The organism is Acinetobacter sp. Root1280 (genome assembly GCF_001425285.1).
GTDB classification, from domain to species: Bacteria; Pseudomonadota; Gammaproteobacteria; order Pseudomonadales; family Moraxellaceae; genus Acinetobacter; species Acinetobacter guillouiae.
In genome coordinates this window covers 364,237-382,290 of the sequence record NZ_LMED01000023.1, presented here as the reverse complement: position 1 = coordinate 382,290, position 18,054 = coordinate 364,237, and the positions used below count along the sequence as shown (strand labels likewise).

At 37.4% G+C, this 18,054-nt stretch carries 10 protein-coding genes and 1 pseudogene; 5 read left to right on the top strand and 6 right to left on the bottom strand.

What is annotated here, in order from left to right; genetic code table 11:
• Positions 1-335: 335 nt before the first annotated feature.
• The 3 genes and pseudogenes from ASC84_RS23370 to ASC84_RS15715 form a co-directional block, all read left to right on the top strand.
• Positions 336-3,414 (top strand): annotated as a pseudogene (locus ASC84_RS23370) (RHS repeat protein); the annotation flags it as partial.
• Positions 3,415-3,514: 100 nt separating this feature from the next.
• The coding region (locus ASC84_RS23365; RefSeq protein WP_227515165.1) for an RHS repeat-associated core domain-containing protein at positions 3,515-5,113 on the top strand (1,599 nt) is incomplete at its 5' end.
• Between the two features lie 2 nt (positions 5,114-5,115).
• Positions 5,116-5,550 carry a hypothetical protein gene (locus ASC84_RS15715; protein WP_056516457.1) on the top strand — a complete coding sequence of 145 codons (435 nt, stop codon included), beginning with the start codon at positions 5,116-5,118 and terminating at the stop codon, positions 5,548-5,550.
• A gap of 61 nt (positions 5,551-5,611) precedes the next feature.
• Here ASC84_RS15715 and ASC84_RS15710 read toward each other — a convergent pair whose 3' ends face one another.
• From ASC84_RS15710 to ASC84_RS15695, 4 genes are all read right to left on the bottom strand, one after another.
• Positions 5,612-6,910 carry a site-specific integrase gene (locus ASC84_RS15710; protein WP_056516454.1) on the bottom strand — a complete coding sequence of 433 codons (1,299 nt, stop codon included), beginning with the start codon at positions 6,908-6,910 and terminating at the stop codon, positions 5,612-5,614.
• Positions 6,911-7,243: 333 nt separating this feature from the next.
• Positions 7,244-9,394 (bottom strand): TonB-dependent receptor, encoded by a 2,151-nt coding sequence (locus ASC84_RS15705; RefSeq protein WP_056516499.1) that lies wholly within the window; start codon positions 9,392-9,394, stop codon positions 7,244-7,246.
• An 87-nt stretch (positions 9,395-9,481) separates the two neighbouring features.
• Positions 9,482-11,707, bottom strand: coding sequence for an Ig-like domain-containing protein (locus ASC84_RS15700; protein WP_056516451.1), 2,226 nt, complete (start codon positions 11,705-11,707; stop codon positions 9,482-9,484).
• Between the two features lie 313 nt (positions 11,708-12,020).
• Positions 12,021-12,782, bottom strand: a complete 762-nt coding sequence (locus tag ASC84_RS15695; RefSeq protein WP_056516496.1) for a type 1 glutamine amidotransferase domain-containing protein — start codon at positions 12,780-12,782, stop codon at positions 12,021-12,023.
• A gap of 396 nt (positions 12,783-13,178) precedes the next feature.
• Here ASC84_RS15695 and ASC84_RS15690 point away from each other — a divergent pair, with 396 nt between their 5' ends.
• Positions 13,179-14,285: an acetoacetate decarboxylase gene (locus ASC84_RS15690; RefSeq protein ID WP_081409371.1), complete on the top strand. Its 1,107-nt coding sequence runs from the start codon at positions 13,179-13,181 to the stop codon at positions 14,283-14,285.
• Between the two features lie 367 nt (positions 14,286-14,652).
• The gene (locus ASC84_RS15685; RefSeq protein WP_056516448.1) at positions 14,653-15,357 is read left to right on the top strand and encodes a hypothetical protein; all 705 of its coding nucleotides are present in this window, start codon (positions 14,653-14,655) and stop codon (positions 15,355-15,357) included.
• 211 nt (positions 15,358-15,568) lie between these two features.
• Here ASC84_RS15685 and proP read toward each other — a convergent pair whose 3' ends face one another.
• On the bottom strand, positions 15,569-17,050 hold the full coding sequence (gene proP, locus ASC84_RS15680) for a glycine betaine/L-proline transporter ProP (RefSeq protein WP_056516445.1): 1,482 nt from the start codon (positions 17,048-17,050) through the stop codon (positions 15,569-15,571).
• Positions 17,051-17,510: 460 nt separating this feature from the next.
• A complete protein-coding gene (locus tag ASC84_RS15675) occupies positions 17,511-17,945 on the bottom strand; it encodes a hypothetical protein (protein ID WP_056516442.1) in 435 nt (144 codons plus the stop codon).
• Positions 17,946-18,054: the final 109 nt, after the last annotated feature.

The window sequence follows — 18,054 nt, the reverse complement described above, 5'->3', positions numbered from 1 at the left end:
ATTGATTGAAATTAAATTAAAAATTAGAACGTATTAAGGTTAAGCTTATGGCATTTATAGACAGTAAAAATCAGACCGCAGGGTCAAATACACAGCAACAACCAGCCGCTAAAGAGACCAAGCCCGCAGTAGAGTTGGCAGTATTTAATTTGGCCAGCCTGACGCATACAGAAGATCATAAGTTTATCGCGCATCAAATCCAAAACTATTTACAGGCTTGCGGAAATACCAGCCTAGAACAGATCAAAGCAAGCGCCAATGTAGCGACAGTCGCCAATATCTTTGCATTATCCGGCAGTGTTTTAGACCTTATTTTATTTGCCACTGAACCCAANCAGCCTAGAACAGATCAAAGCAAGCGCCAATGTAGCGACAGTCGCCAATATCTTTGCATTATCCGGCAGTGTTTTAGACCTTATTTTATTTGCCACTGAACCCAAGCAAGCCGAGGCAGGCGTACAACAATCGGCATTGTTAAGCATGAACTTAATCGGTTTATTTTTACAACCGAATACAGAAGCGCATGTGCGTATGGCTTTACGTCCAATGCTGGGTTTAATGGCAGAATGTTTATACCCAGCCAATGGCAAAATCAAAGAAGCTGATTTACGTCGTATGCAGCTACACTTAAATGCGCAGATGGCAGGCGATTTAGAAAAATTCCTACAAGAAACACAAGGTAAATTATCAGGTTTATTGTCGAGTGCAACGACATTAGGGACTTCAATTCTGCAAGCCTTTAGCAGCAGTGCAGTAGCTGGATTACCCAGCGTTGCTTCAGCGGGAGCCACAGCTGAAAAACGTGATCCCAGCAAGCAGTTTAGCAACTGGGCACAGCCATTGATTGATTTGTTGGGTACACCTGCACAAGCTGACATGACAGCAAAGATGACCCCGAATATCGCAACACGATTAACAGAAGAAGTGCTTAAGGCGACACCACAACTTACTACAGTGATTCAACAACAAAGCAATGCAGGAACTCAATATAGCCTTGCTTGGTTGATTCAAGAAACCCTAAAAGCCATCCAAACTCAAGGTAAAAAAGCCACAGCCAGTGTGCCATTAAACCAAACAGGCGAACATGAGCAGCATATCAATGGTGATATTTTAGAGTTTGTCACCTTACAATCTGATGCACTAAATAATCCACCTTGTCCAGGTACGGACACACAAACAGGTCAAAGTATCAGCTATTCAATTGGTGCTGAACGAGTCAATCATTCAGACTTTTACTTGCCTAAAGTTGATTTTGCCTTTAGTCGTCAATATAACTCTCAAATGGATGAGTTTAACCACAGTATGATCGGCGCACGTTGGATGATGCCATTTTCCAATGTAATTATCCAAAACTCTCGCGGTTATTTATTTATTGATGGTAAAGGTAGAAAACATCAACTCCCAACTTCGATTGTGTATGCAACGTATCAGGTACCCTTTGAAGGTTTCACTGTAGCGCCACATGACGATGGAGATTTATTGCTGAATTTTGGTTCAGATTGGAATTTCCATTTTCATAGTTTTAATGCTGGAAAACATTATCACCTCGTTCAACAATTTAATGATCAGACTGATGAAAAAGTAGTACTGACCTATTTATTGTTTGAACAATTTGCCTATTTACAGGCGATTGATTTTCAATTGAAGCGCGCTAAACACTTAGTCAAGTTTGCTTTTAATGAACAAGCCAAAGTCATTGCCGCATTTGTCGATGAACAAGCGGAAGCATTGGCACGTTATGAATATGATCTACAAGGCAATCTGATCAAAGCCATTGATCAAAATGGTCATACTCGCAGTTATGAATATAACCATGCCCATCAATTGACCCGTTATACCGATCGTACTGGACGTGGGCAAAATATTCGATATGAATCTACTGCACCCAAAGCCAAGGCAATTGAGGAGTGGGCAGATGATGGCAGTTTTAAAACCCGTTTAGAATGGCATCCACGTTTGCGTCAAGTGGCGGTTTATGATGCTTATGATGTTCCGACCTATTATTATTTTGATTTGGATGGTTTTACGTATCGTACCCGTTTAGCCGATGGTCGTGAAAAGTGGATATCACGAAATAGTCGAAAAAGGATTACTCGACAAATTGATTTTGCAGGCTTAGAAACAGAGCAAGTCTATAATGATCAAGATCAATTGGTGAAAATTGTACAACCAAATGGTGGCATCATCCTATTTGCCTACGATGAAGCAGGGGACTTAACTGAAATCAAAGATCCTGAAGGTCATATTTGGAAAACTGAATATGATCAGGATGGTAATATCAGCAAAGAAATTAATCCTTTAGGGCATACCACTCAGTATAAATATAATAATGACAACCAATTGGTTGAAGTGATTGATGCCAAAGGCGGCTCAAAGAAAATTCAATATAATGATCTTGGACAAATGGTGTCGTATACCGACTGTTCAGGGAAAAGTAGTGCTTGGGAATATGATGAGCTGGGAATAATGCAGTCTCAAGAATTTGAAAATAAGAAGAAAATTCAATATATCTACAGTAGTCAGGTCAAAGACAATGGGCAAATTCAAGCTGTTATTTATCCTGATGGATTAAAAGAACAATTTGAACATGATGAAGAAGGGCGTTTACTTAAGCATATCGATAGCAAAGGCTTAATCACCCAATATAAATACAATCAAGTCGGGCTATTAGAGCAACGGATCGATGCCAATAGTTACCAAATCGGCTACCAGTGGGATAAACAAGGTCGTATTAAAAAGCTGATTAATCAAAACCATGCAGAATATTTATTCGACTATAACCGTTTTGGGCAATTGGTACGTGAACATACTTTTGATGGAGAAGAAAAACATTACAACTATAATGACAATGGGCAACTGTTTCACATTCGTCAACCAAATATTCTGACTCAATTCGGCTATCATACGGATGGTTCGATTGCGTCAAAAACATTTACTCATTTACAAACTCGACATCGTCAAGTTGAAGAATTTGAATACAACTTAAATAATCAACTCAGCAAAGCGACCAATACTGAAAGCCAAATTGATTTTTATCGCAATCAACTCGGACAATTGGTACGTGAGCATCAACACTATAAAGTACCGAATCTAACGCCACTGACAGCAGTATTACGTTATGAGTACGATGAATTGGGGAATTTGACTCAAACCATTCGTCCTGATGGGCAAGTTCAAGCCAATCTAAGTTATGGATCGGGGCATATTTATGGCATTGCTTTTAACCAACAAGATATGGTGGCATTCCAACGCGATGATTTACATCGTGAAACTACACGACTGCTGGCCAATGGTTTAGTGCAAACTAAGAATTATAATGATGTGGGCTTACTCAGCTCACAAGTCATTCGCCCTGAACAAGAAACTACGGACAGGGTACAATTTCAAGTAGAACGTCATTATCACTATGATAAGAACTATTTGCTGACTCAAGTCGATGACAGTCGCCTAGGAAAGTTAAATTACCAATATGATCCAATCGGACGTTTAATCAAAAGCCAAAACCCATATAAANAACTATTTGCTGACTCAAGTCGATGACAGTCGCCTAGGAAAGTTAAATTACCAATATGATCCAATCGGACGTTTAATCAAAAGCCAAAACCCATATAAATCGGAAAGCTTTAGTTTTGATCCTGCGGGGAACTTGATTGATCCAATTGCTGCGCAAGTGAAAAATAACTTGATTAGCCAGTATCAAGGCAAGCATTATAAATATGATGCACAAGGCAATGTGATTGAAACCACTCAAGCAGGTCAGACCTTAAAGTTAACTTGGGATAACTTAAATCGTCTGATACAAAGTGACAACAATGGTCAAATCACTGACTATGGTTATGATGTATTTGGTCGCCGATTATTTAAGAATAATCATCAAGACCAGAGTTTAACCTTATTTGGTTGGGAAGGTGATCAGATGGTTTGGGAATCAGTGAAATCACCAAAAGTGCAAACTGATTATACCAAACACTATGTCTATGAGTCAGATAGCTTTGTACCGCTATTACAAACAGGTTATACAGGCTTTATCAAACTAATTGAAACACCTGACTATCGTCAATTCCAAAACGGACCTTATTCGATTTATAAAGATCCAGTATGGAAAACTGAAACCAGAAAGAACAAAGCTGAATTAGAACGTGTTGCCTTTTATCACTGTGATCAAGTGGGTACACCACAAACTTTAAGTAATGAGTTAGGGGAGTGTGTTTGGGAAATCAAACAGGATACATGGGGCACAGCTTTAGAAATTAATATAACAAACCAAGACAATCCATTGGAACAAAGTAATATTCGTTTTCAGGGTCAATATTACGATAAAGAAACAGGCTTACACTATAACCGTTATCGTTATTACGAACCGTATAGTGCAAGATATATGAGTAAAGACCCCATAGATTTATACGCAGGATTGAATCACTACAGTTATGTAATTAATCCAACTTTGTGGGTAGATGCTTTGGGATTGCAAGTAACCTATGGTGGAGAGTTTATCGGTTTAAGTCGTCAAGCTTCAGCAAATTTAGAATACGAAGGTTATCGAAATTATGACTGTTGGATGAAGACAGGTGATATTTGTCGGTTGCAAGGTCCTCCGTTATTCGATTATGTTTATTGTTCGGGAGGAGTAGGCCCCTTTGCTTACGCAGAGATTACTAACCTACATAATGGTAAGGTATTTCAAGTAGGTGCATCATCAAGGCCAGATGTAAAAGGTGCTAAAGCGATAGGTAAGAATGCTGTGATGGTGCTTGATGGAACTAAAAAACTAGGTGCTTCTGATCTTACAAAATTAAAAGGTAAGTTTTCGGCTAGTTGTATGGCAGGCTATATTTTTAATAAACCAGAAGGTAGGGGGGACGATCAAAGTACAGATAGTTTCCTTTCAGGACTAGCAGGAAGTGCGAGTGGTGGTATATGGGGAGTCCGTGCAGGTTTAGTATTACCTATTGATACAAGTTCTACATCGGTTAGTGAAAAAGTTAAAGCTTATTTTACCTCTAAAACGATGAAAGGTTTTGAAATTGGGGTTGGTACACCAGGAGCTGATTTTAATGTTGGATATGGTGTTGAAGCTCAAGGTCGTTCACTTACAGAGAAAATTAGGGATTAAATATGAAATTTAGCAGTTTAAGTTTTTTAATATGTTTTATGATCGCTTTAATGGGATGCAATAGTAATAAGATTTATGATGAACCATCAGATAAATACCCGTTTGATAAAAAAATGAAAACTGTTTTAGGTGAAAAATTAGAAGTTGTTAATTCATTGAATAGAGCAGAAGTTCAGTTAGCGTATGTCGAGTTACCTGCAAACTCTATAAAAACTAAGAAAATAATAGACTTATTGGAAAAAGATGGCTGGATACTTAAAGGGCGAGGAATAAGTGTCGATACATATTGTTTAGGTTCAAAAAATAGCATCAATATAGCAAGTCCAATATCATTTAATGCGACAGATTTTAAAGGAAATAAGGTTAGAGTTACAAAAACGGATGTAGACATAATTTCTTTTAGTTATAACAAGTGGGGAGAAGAACTTTGTGAATAATTATTTTCAGTTTAAATTTATTTTTTTTTTTAACGAGTGAAATAAAAAATGCTTCTGCCACTTACGGCAGAAGCATTACTTTTATTGTGTATTTATTTTCACAAAATTCAGCCCAATCAGCCATTAGCGCTTTACGTTTTTCGAGATATGCTCCACGTAAATACGCAGCTTCAACTTCGTCAGGGAGTTTATGTGCTAATACATGCTCACAGACTTCCCGTGGATAATCGGTCATATCAGCCGACCAATCACGAAACGTAGACCGGAAACCATGAGTGCTGATGACTCGATTTTGTTTTGGATCAATATAGCCTAAGCTACTTTCCTTAAATTTCTGTTCATGCATACGCTTAATCAAAGCTGTTAGCGACATATCTGAAAGCATCCCACCACCACGAGGTGCAGGGAAAATGTAACCTTGTGATTGTGTATCAGCTTGAATAGACTTCAATAATTCAATTGCAGGTTCTGATAATGGAACACGATGCTCCTTTTCAGCTTTCATTCGTTCTTTCGGAATAATCCAAACCTTGGTTTCAAAATCAATTTCTTGCCAAGTTGCTCCAAAGATTTCACCAGAACGACATGCCGTTAAAATTGCAAATTCCAGTGCTTTTGGAGAAATACCATCTTTCTGGCGCAGGTGCTGAACAAATTCTGCTACCTGATCATAAGGTAAAGAAGGGTGAGGGCGTGATACCTGTTTTAAATTACCTAGAATAGGTTCTAAGTTACCTTTCCATTCGGCAGGGTTATCACCTTCAAAATATTCCATGGCTTTGGCATAATCAAAAATGGTTTCAATACGGCCACGGAGTCGTTTAGCCGTTTCATTTTTCTCAGCCCAAATGGATTCCAGAACTTTGGCAATATCTACTTTATTAATAGAGCCAATCACACGGTCACCTAAAATAGGGTATATATAAGTTTCTAACGTAGTCGACCATTGAGCAATATGTTTCTGATTTTTCAATTCACGAGATTTATTAGCAATCACAATCTGAGCACATTCGCGGAAAGTACGATCACGGAGCTTTTGAATACGTAAAGCCTGAAGCTTTTCCTGTTTTTGCTGGATAGGATCAATCCCATTTCGGATTTGAGCTTTCATTTCTTGAGCTTTTGCCCTTGCTTCGGCTAGTGATACTTCTGGGTAAGAGCCCAATCCAATATCACGGCGATGACGTTGCTGTTTTCCATTTTCATCAAAGCGCTGACCTACAACAACACGTAGAACCCAAGCACGAGAGTCGTTCACAATACGCAGGTGCAAACCATTGACACCGCCTACAGCATGCCTTCCATTTCCTTTGATTTTTGCTACACTGAGCGCAGAGAGTTCTTTGGCTTTCTTAGGCATAGGTTTGTTCTTGTCCCACATAATAACCCACATAGAATATTGGAAATGATCGGATTAGGCAAGACGTGGTTGGAATATTATTTTATTAAGTGATTGAAAAATAAATTTATGTTGGATTAGTTCGGACGGTATAATACCACTGTTATACGGACACCGCTTCCGCCAAATATTAAAAAAGACCCTTAAATTGTTAAGGGTCTTTTTTTTGCTTTGATTTTGTTTAACGGACCTTGTATAAACTTTGGATTGAAATAGAACAGATCAGATTGATTTAGATGATCATCATGTTGAATCTCTTTTCACAGACGAGGGAAACAATCCAAAAATTTACCTTCATTTATAATTATTCCATTTAAATTCAGCATTGATAAAATAAGTACGTTCCAGACCATTTAAACCACTATACGCAGCTCTATAGGTGGTATTGCCGAGGTTACGAATCCCTGCACTTAAATTGACATATTTATGATTAAAACCTGCATATAGGCTACCAATGGTATAAGAATCAAAGCCGCCTTTTTGTATGACTTGAGGTTCATCAAATACAGTCTGAATTTTGCCTTTCACCCATGGCTGTAACGGCAATTGGCTAAAGGTATATTTATAATGGCTGTTAATATCAATTGGATGTGCCGCAGCTTGTACAAAAACATCTTCAGAATCAATTTTATTAAAACTACCTGAAATACCAAAATCATGCACTTCATCCATATAGTTGGCACTTAATTCCATACCCCAATTATTGACTTGGTTGGCATTATAATATTGGGTGGTGTCTTGAAAAAAGTCAGATTCATGATCATTGAAATTGCCTGTCGCTATATTGCATTTACCAATGCGAATACAGTTTTCTAAACCAACCCGATCAATAACTCTGCGATTGGTTTTCGTCCAGATATATTGGTCAAAGTCGCTATAAAACACGCTGGTATTTAAAGCCCAATGATCATTGAGGTATTTCCAGGCCACTTCAGCATGGTAGCCTTCTTCAGGTTGTAAAGCTAACCCCCCACCCAAAAAGCCACCAAATGTATAACGTTCATACAAATCAGGCGCACGGAAAGTACGGCTGATATTGGCGGAAATATTCTGGGTATCGGTGAGGTGATATTGTGCTCCAAGCGCCCATGTTGGTTCGAATATGGTTTTTTCAGGGGTAATTCCCGAAATACCGATGAGTTGTGAGGCAAGTTCAGCATTTGCCCCAGGAAGTAATTTTTGTCGGGTTGCCCAATAATTGGCACGTACTCCTGCAAAACCTGTCCATGTGCCGAAGTCATATTCTAGATTGGTAAAACCTGCATAATAATCTTGTTCAGAATACACCGCAGTGACGGCCTTATCTAAAACAGCTTCCAGACCAAAACTGGCTTTTAATTGATGCCAGTTTAAAAATAGATTGGCATTAAAATTATCACTGTCTAAGGTTTCGGTATAACCGCCTTCTTGTTGGCGTTCCAGTAAGGACTGTTTGTTATATTTAAATGAGAAATTATTAAAAATACCCAGATTGTCTTTACGATAAGTGATGGATTTGGATTCACGTTCCTTGCGCGCTAACAACATTATCATGGCATCTTGCATGGTACTGCCATGTGCTGATGCAATATCTTTACCGATCCATTGGTCATAATCGAGATCAATTTGGCTATCGATAGCAAATTTTCCTGATAATTTGGCACTCAGTGATTCGGCGTCATAACCCAAATCTTTGACGGTTACTGTGCTATTCACTGCATTTAATGCATTGGTTTTACTAATCGCATATTTTTTATCAGCATCACCACGAACCCGATAGTCATTGGAAGATTCTTTGGTATAAGTGACCTTTGCACCAAAATTATCCATGCCTGCGTTTAGACTGGTGGTCGAACTGGTTTTGTCATAGCCTTCATCATAAGCGAATTTTTGACTGACCCCGATGCCTTGACTCATTTGTACAGGTTTAGTCTTGACGATAATGACGCCCCCTGATGCACCCGGGTCGTAAATCACCGCAGGACTACCTTTTACCACTTCAATCATTTCAACGTTGTTAATATCCACCTGATTGATTTCACCAGAACCTGAATGGTCTAAACCTTGATTGGCGATTTTGATGCCATCAACAACACTGACCACGCGTTGTCCAGTCAGACCACGAATTTTCACATTTTTACCGAAAGCCCCAGTTTCGGTAATGGAAACACCAGGAATATCCCGAATCGCTTCTTTGACATCGGTTAAGCCTTCCTGCTGAATTTTTTCCTGACTGATGATCTGTTTGGAATAGGGTTTGTTAAACATTTCTTGTTGATTTTGTCGCTCTGCCTTGAGGACTTTTTCTGCTGTAACTTCAATGACAGGCAGTTTAGTAGGTTGTTCATCATTTATGTCGGTATCTTTATTATTTTCTGCTGCATAGAGATGATAGAAAGGAGAGTATCCACCAGCAATACACAGGGTCAATAATAGATATCGTGGGAGAAAGGGAGGTGTGTGCATGACAGAAATCCAGTCAAAATAAACGCAGGGTTGCTGCCCCATCTTAAGAATAGCAACAGCAACCGGATTGAATGAGCTATGTATAGATTAGTCAGTGATCCAAGAACCATTAATATGATTAACTTTTTTCAATGATTTTTCTTTTTCTGAGAAGCCACTAGTCAGTATAGGAACACCAGCATGACTACCTGTCATATGCAAGCCAAATAGACCACCAATCCCAGCCAAAGTGACATTACCTGAAGCGTCGGCAGTGACATTGGTAATTCCACCTCCACCCTCTAAATCCTTGATTTTACCCATGAGTTTGCCCGTGGTGGCATTGACAATACTACCGACTGTGTCAGTTGGATCTGTTGCTTGATTGGCACGTTTGTTCCATAACAATACATTACCTTCATAAACACCATTGGCACGGAATGCAGTGCGTTCAAAGTACATACGGCCAAACGTTGGGGAGACGCTGGTTTTGCTGGTTGTTGGCGCATCGAGTGGTAATTTATAAACGTTATAAACACGGGTTTCTGAGGCAGTTGGATTGGTCTCATTGACATAGACATAATCACCTACTGCCACAGCAGGTACCCGCATTGAAGTAAAGTATGGAATATCCTGATCAATAACAGCATTATCCAACGCTGTTTTTGTGGTTGTGGTTGCAGTATTTAACCAGCCTTGTTGATAATTGAGATTCATCTTGTCTTTAGATAACTTGGCCGCTTCGACAAATAAATAACCATTTTTGACCGCAGTCAGGTTGAGATTATATGACAGAGCCACATTGCTTGAATTATTGGCTAAATCAGTACCAGTGCCATTATCATAAATTTTGCTTGCACTGGTGCCTGTCAATTTCAGAATTTCGGCATTTTTAAAGACATAGGCTTTGCCAAATATTCTATGGGTGATCGCTGCATTTTGTGTATCAAGGTTATAATTAATCAATAAATAACCGGTATTACCTTCTGCCAAATTATCGACTACATTTGGCATGTTAAAGAAATTACTAAAGATACCAGAACCACCATGCCCACCACCAAATTTAATTTGATGATGTTCAGGGTTATAATTCGCAGGATATTCTGCACCTGTTACATTCGTTAAGGTTTTTGCAGTTTTATCATAAGCATAAAGTGTTTTTACACCTTCTTTTGCCAAATAAATATGGGTATCGTTTTGTGCTAAGAAGTAGTATTGACCTGTCCCGCCACTAATATCAGTACAGGTGATTAAATCAACGGTACAGCTTTGTAAACGCGCAGCTTCATTACTTGCGGTTGGGTAGCTTCCTTTGACATAGGCAGCACTATAGTTGACCAATACCGAATCAGTTTTACCTGTGCTGTTATTGACAACTGGCTTAATGGTTCGACCTTGTGTCACTTTGCCATCTGATAAACGTACAGTGATATAGGCATTTTTAATATTGTCAGACAGTTCGCCTCTAAAAATATCGGGTAGTTTGGCAAAAGTACGCAATTGCACATAGGAGTTATTAATATCAGTTTCATTGAGATACATAGTTTGTGTATCACCAATCGCCTTCATTTCTGCAGTTTTTAATGCTGCTGGTAATGCTGCACTACTAAAAATGGTGGCTTGACTGTTTGGATTGCTTGCATCAAAACGTTTCAGAATATTGTCGGTATAGAATGTGTATTCAGTTGCAGTTGTTTTGCCAGCTGGAGTGTAAGTACGTGTTTCTTTAGAAGCATTTGGGTCAAGGAAAATACCATATTCACGTTTTTTATAAACTGTTTTATCGCCATCTTTTGCAGCACTCATCACAAAGACACGATTGCCTAAAATCACGTTGTTGATGCTGTTGTAAGAGTCCTGTTTGTCGTTATTAGGGTCATAACGGACAATTTGAGAGTTACCAGTATCTGGGTTGGTGACTTTGTAGAATTGATAATCAAACACCGATTCAACTTGAGTATTAATCGTAATGCTCAGATCTGTGCTAAGTGAACCATCACTGACACTCACCACAAGTGTATCTGCACCGACCACATTGCCTGCAATATAAGTGATCACACCTGTTTTACTATCAATGCTTGCAGTGCCTAATTTTGGCGCTGTTTTAATGCTATAGGTAAGCGCGTTGTTTTCAGCATCTTTTGCCGTTACGCTAATTTTTTTACTTTCCAGGGTTTGTACGGTCACTGGGCTGATCGCATCAATTGTTGGGGCAGTATTGCTCGGTTTGCTGTCTCCACTACCACTGCCACCCCCACCACAACCTGTAAGAATGGTACAGATTGAACTGGCAATCAGGGTTTTATGACCTATTTTCATTTTAGATAACAACATTGCTTTATCCTTTGCTTGATAAAAAAATGGACAATCATCGTGGCTAGAAAGGACAATGCTTTGTTGGCTATATGATAATGATAATTATTTACATTAAAAATACTAATCTAATACAAAAACTGAGTCAACATAATATTTCTGTTTAGCATATTGATATTTATTGTTAATTAATGAAATGTCTTTTAATTTGATTAGGATTATGTCTGTTTTTTAAGCGTTGAAAATTTTTATTGGTGTCACACAAGTACTTTAAGATGAAGTGATATTTTGCAAGCTTTCACTTACAAAATATGTCCAATCTAGCTAATTTCATTTAATGTATAGTCACCAATTTTTTTATCACTTCTTCGCCTACTTCACGTGGTGATTGAGGATTTTGACCTGTAATAATGCGGTCATCGACAATGGCATAAGAGGTAAATGGGAAGAATCCTTGAGAATATTTTGCACCTTTTGATTTCAACTGATTTTCAAGGAAAAAGGGTACTTGTTTTTTCATCCCTGAAAGCGATTCTTCACGATTTGAAAATCCTGTCACTTTACGGTTTGCAATGAGTGCTTTGCCTTGTTCATCTTTTAGGGAAAGTATACCTGCCACACCATGACATACCGCGGATACTACACCGCCTTGACGATAAATTTGTTCAGCTAGTGCGGTTAATTCAGGATTATTTGGAAAGTCCCACATCACGCCATGACCGCCAGTAAAATATATTGCTTTATAGTCAGACGCTTTTACCTCACTTGGCTGCAAGGTGTTATTTAACCGTGACATAAACGCAGGATCGGCTAAATAAGCGTGTGCTTGTTTATCCATATAGATCCATTTTTGACTACGCTCATCCAGTGGCACTGCACCTCCTTTAGGGCTAATAAAATCCATTTGGTAACCCGCTTTATGCGCAACGTCATAGAAATGTGTGAGCTCAGTCACCCATAGCCCTGTAGTATCTTTACGTGAAGGGTATTTGTCATGATTGGTCATCACAACCAATATTTTTCCTTTAGATCCTGACAAAGATGGGTTCGAAATCGATTTTGAACTACTGTTATCATTCGCAGATGCAAAAGGCATTGAAAATAATGCTGCTAAAACAACCAATAACTGTTGAATTATACGATGCTTAATAACCCAAGTATTTGTCATCAAGATTTCCTGTGAGTTGTTTCATCGTGAGTATAGGATTAAAGTTAGCTTTAAGGTCAAGCCTGTTTTTTAATCTTTTGTCTATTTTAGATGAATGGCATTTTACCAATAAAGTGCTGTCTCTTTGTGTTATTTAGCATTTGCTTTAATTTGATCTTTTGCAAGTGCAATCAAATATATTCATCATTTTAAATTTAAGCTGCGGTTTTTTGTGCATGAATTTTAATCACAATTCAAATTGAATTAAAAAACAAATAAACCCTATTGACCTTGAAGTCCACTTTAAACATAGCATGAACTCAATGCTGAATTAGAGTGAAAGCTATGTTGAAATTTTTTAATTTAAATCGAACAACTCAAATACTTTTTATGAGTTTTGCATTCGTACATTCTGCTTTTGCAGCAAATGATCTTACACCAAACAATCAGCTCAGTTACATCTCACATTTACAAGAGAATACAGCGATGCAAAACATAAATACTGTAACGACCAATCGAGTTAATGCAAAGCAACCAACCACTCAGTATCCAAATGCAAAAGCGTTTGTAGAGGTTGAATTTGGACCGCATAAGGTACAGGTTCCTAAAGGTGGTTTTTATGACCGATTTCATATGCAACCAAATTTAGATGAGGTTGCAAAAGAATCTGGTGTGGGCAATATTGATTTCTTTAGAAAGATTCCTAAGCAACTGGTTGAAACACGTATAGGTCAAGTGTGGTCGCCAAACTATTATTATAAAACCAGCAATGTTCAACTGTTGATGCTTGCACCATTAGATAAGTTAAAAGCAAAGTTGCCTGCTAAAGTTGAACCCTTAAGCCCAATACCTGGATATGGATTGGTCTCACTTACTTTTTTTGCCTATGATGTCTGTGATAACGATCCTTATGATGAAGTATCTGTTGCTGTTGTGGTTCGCCGTCCTCATGCAAAAGGCGCCAATATTTCAGAGTTAATCAAATCTGCACGTACACGCGATTATTATGGTTATGTCCTTGCGCTTCCTGTCGATACTGAAATTGCACGTGTACGTGGTGTTTATGGTTATAATTTACCCAAGTGGCTCACTGCAATTGATTTAAAAATAACTGATCAGGTCCAAGCGCACTTGTATGATACTCAAGGCAATCTCGACATCAGCCTATCTGCGCCAACACCAAAACTTAAAACTGTAAAAAATCAATCACAGCAAGAAAAGAAAACCATGCTGAATCAAGTTGATGGTATTTGGTATCGTTCATATGTTCAGGCAAATAACCAAAATTTTGCTCAAAAGTTATTTCCAAAACATGTTGAGTTAAATCGTTATGGTGGTCCAGTCAGTCAATTATTGGATCAACTCGGTGCTAAAAAAATCTTACGAATGGATGTGATCAAAGATGCTCAGTTGGCACTACATATGCCAACACCGATTGCTGAATGGAATTAATAAATAAAAATAAAGCGTGATGATTTTACATCACGTTTTTTTTCATATCGAAAATATCAATTTTTTTGTCAGTTATGGTCCCTTTTTTGAAATCGATAATAAGGTTATAACTTGGATTGAATTTAATCATTGCTTATTTTTTAAATTAGTGAAAAAGCCTACACTCAGTGTTTGAGAAAAGAACTGATAGAGGAATGAAAATTTATTAGGTTTACATGTAGTTAAGATGATTGGAAAATAGTTATTTTACTGCTAATAAATCGACTATAACCTTTATTCAATAGTTTTTTAGCTGTACGTTTTTAAAGGGTTAATGTAAAGTTAGATCTTAGTAAATGTAAAATGATTTTAAATTTTAAAGTTAAAAATGTCTAAAAAGCCTTATCTATCACCAGAAATGCAAGAATATCAAGTAAAGCAAAAAAGACAAAATAAATTACTTTTGCAACTTTCAATTCTTCTATTTATCCCGCCTTTATTGTTATTTCCCGCATATCCAAGAAATGATTGGCAATATTCCATTTATAAGTACATCACACAGAATTTGTTGATTACAGTGGGTACAAAAGGACCACTACCATTTTTTACTATTCTTTCTAGTATATACATTACAGTGATTATGTTTTTCTTAAGTTGTTATGTCTGCTGGTTATTCTTAAAAAAGTATGGCATTCAGGAAAACTTTCAAAAAAAGATTTACAGTTTATTCGTACAATTCGAATTCTCTTCTTCATATAAATATCCTTGGTTAGAAAAACCAATAATCAAAAAAACATTAGTTTCGAGCATTTTTATTTTATGTTTTCTTGGCAGTATTTGGCATTTTGTTCATGATGAAATTTCATTCCAAAGTGGTAGTCGTAAAGGTGCACTCATAGAATGGAGTTACAACTATCGAATAGGCGTATTGTTCTGGGAATTGATCATGAGCTTGTTCAGTATCTCTCCTATTTTTTATTTCTTTCTTTTATTCATTTATCTTGGCAATTACTTTTTCCGTGGATTGGGGACTGGAAAAATTATTTCTTCAAAAAGAAACAGCAAAATAAAAAAGCGTAAGAAAAAAAGATGATTTCTTTAATTCTGCCATATTGTCTTATCCTGTAATAGTACGACACTTATGTCATAAAACGCTCAATCAATTTCATTGGGCACTTTAATATTCTCGTGGCGTCTATATCATCCACTCCAGCATCCTTATGTTTTACTTGCTACAAAGAATAATAAATCTAAGCTAGAGGCTTATCCAATAACATCATATTGAATAAGCCCATTTAAGACCATTAATCAATATCAGGATGTTGCTTGGCGAGATGATCACGTTTTTCTTGCAACTCTTCAATTTTTTGATCAATTTTTTCGATTTTTTGCTCAATATTTCCATGATATTGTTCGAGAAGTTCTTCAGCTTCTTCAGTATCAACGGCCATTGGTTTTGCACCTTTGAGCGGTAAGTTGGCTGTTTCTTTAAGATAAATCGCAGTAATCACCCCAAAGCAACCACAAATTACCAAATAATAGGCAGGCACCATAATATTTTGAGTGGTTTCAACCAATGTCGCTGTGATGGTTGGGGTTAAACCTGCAATCACCACAGAAATATTAAACGCGATTGCAAGTGCACTATAACGAATTTCAGTTGGAAACAATGCGGGTAGGGTTGAAGCCATTATTCCAATCAGCATATTGAGTGAAAGTGCCAACATCAACAGACCCAAGAAAATTAAGTAAACATTATTGGTGGCAAGCAATATAAAGGCAGGGTATGACAAGACAATTAGGGCAATGCTGCCTGCAAAGACAAATGGGCGACGACCAATCTTGTCGCTAAGCATGCCTACAAACGGCTGTACAAAGAGCATTCCAACCATTACTGCAATAATAATCAGAACACCATGATTTTCTGAATAGCCTAAGTTATGTGAGAAATAACTTGGTAAATAGGTGAGTAGCATGTAATAGGTGACATTGGTACACAGCACCAGACCAACACAGACCAGTAGACTGCGCTTATGCTCACGGAAAATTTGTTTGAAACCCACTTTTTGCGGTTTTTTAGATTGTGACTGTTCTTCTGCATGCGCCTGAAAAGTCGGTGTTTCATCTAAAGAGTGACGTAAATATAAGCCAATCAGTCCCAGCGGTAGCGCTAAATAAAAAGGGATACGCCAGCCCCAATCGACAAAGGCAGCTTCGCCCATGGAAAAGCTGATCATTGAAACGACGCCCGCTCCAACAACAAAACCTAAAATAGAACCAAAATCCAGCCAGCTTCCCATGAAACCACGCTTTCGATCTGGAGAATATTCCGCTACAAATATTGCTGCTCCAGCATATTCACCTCCGACTGAAAAGCCTTGAGCAATTTTTACAATGAGCAGCAAAATAGGAGCCCAAATCCCGATACTTTCATAAGATGGAATCAAACCAATACCAAAGGTACTGACCGACATGATAATAATGGTGATTGCCAGAATTTTTTGACGACCATATTTATCGCCTAAATGTCCGAAAAATAATCCACCCAAAGGTCGAAATATAAAGGGTATAGAAAAGGTGGCAAGGGCCGCAATCATTTGTATACTGGGTGATGAATTTGGGAAAAAGACTTTACCCAATACATAAGCGACATAGCCATACACACCAAAATCAAACCATTCGATGGCATTCCCTAAAGCTGCGGCTTTAATGGCTTTTTTAGTCTTATCATAATCAATAATTTCGACATCATCGATTTCAAGTGGTTTGATTTTTCTTTTATACATAAATGGCTTAATCCTAATGAATGAAAGTGTTAAAAAATCTCTTTAAAACACAATCAAAAAAAATTCATCATGAGCAGAAATGATTAAAAAATATAACGCTAGGTTACATTTAAGATTTCAATGTCATAGAATTTTAATAAATATCAATTGATTATAATTTTAGTTTTTTTGTGAATTTTATGTGTTGGGTAATCATGAACAAAATGTATGAGATCTGATGCAATTATGTAATAAGTTTAACGTATATAAATCAATCAAAAGGCTTGAGAATAACAGTTGTGTCTGTTTAGCTAAATTCGTTTTAGCAGGGCGCAACGCCAAACTGAATGATAAAAAAATACTGAGATTAGAAACAGGGTATTAGGATGGTGACTAAAGCAATGGATAGGCATTGATCCTAACAATTCAGCAAAAACATCAAAAAATTATTTCATATAAAACTTCTGCTTATAAAGTCGAATTATAAAAAATCCGGATTTTTGATAACTTGCAACAGCTGAGGATTATCGATTGGGATTGAGAATATCACTCCATTCGTACTTTGAACAAAAACAATATGGTCTTTAATAATCGCCTTACAAAAAGGGTTACTATTCTCCAAAAACAAAAACCACAGTAACTCATTTCTTAAAAACAGACCGACCACACCATCCCCACCAAAGCTAGCCTCACCATATCTTATCTGGTAGTCTGCATAACGAATCTGCCCCATATAATCAAAATCAATGAGATCCGCTTTCTTCACTTCGTCATCAAAGAAATTTAATTTCCTTACGATATCTACAGTTGCGTTATCCTTGTTTCTATAATTGAGAACAAATATTTCTCCATTGTGCAGAAAAATTCCATTTATAAATGGACATTGAAAATTATTTAATATCTCTATTAGTTTCATATATGCAAGTCCTTGACTCGTTGCTGAACCCCGTTTGTGTAAGTCCTGATTATATTTTTTGTAAAAATAAGTTGCTGAATCTTAATAAAATTTACAATTTTAATGATTA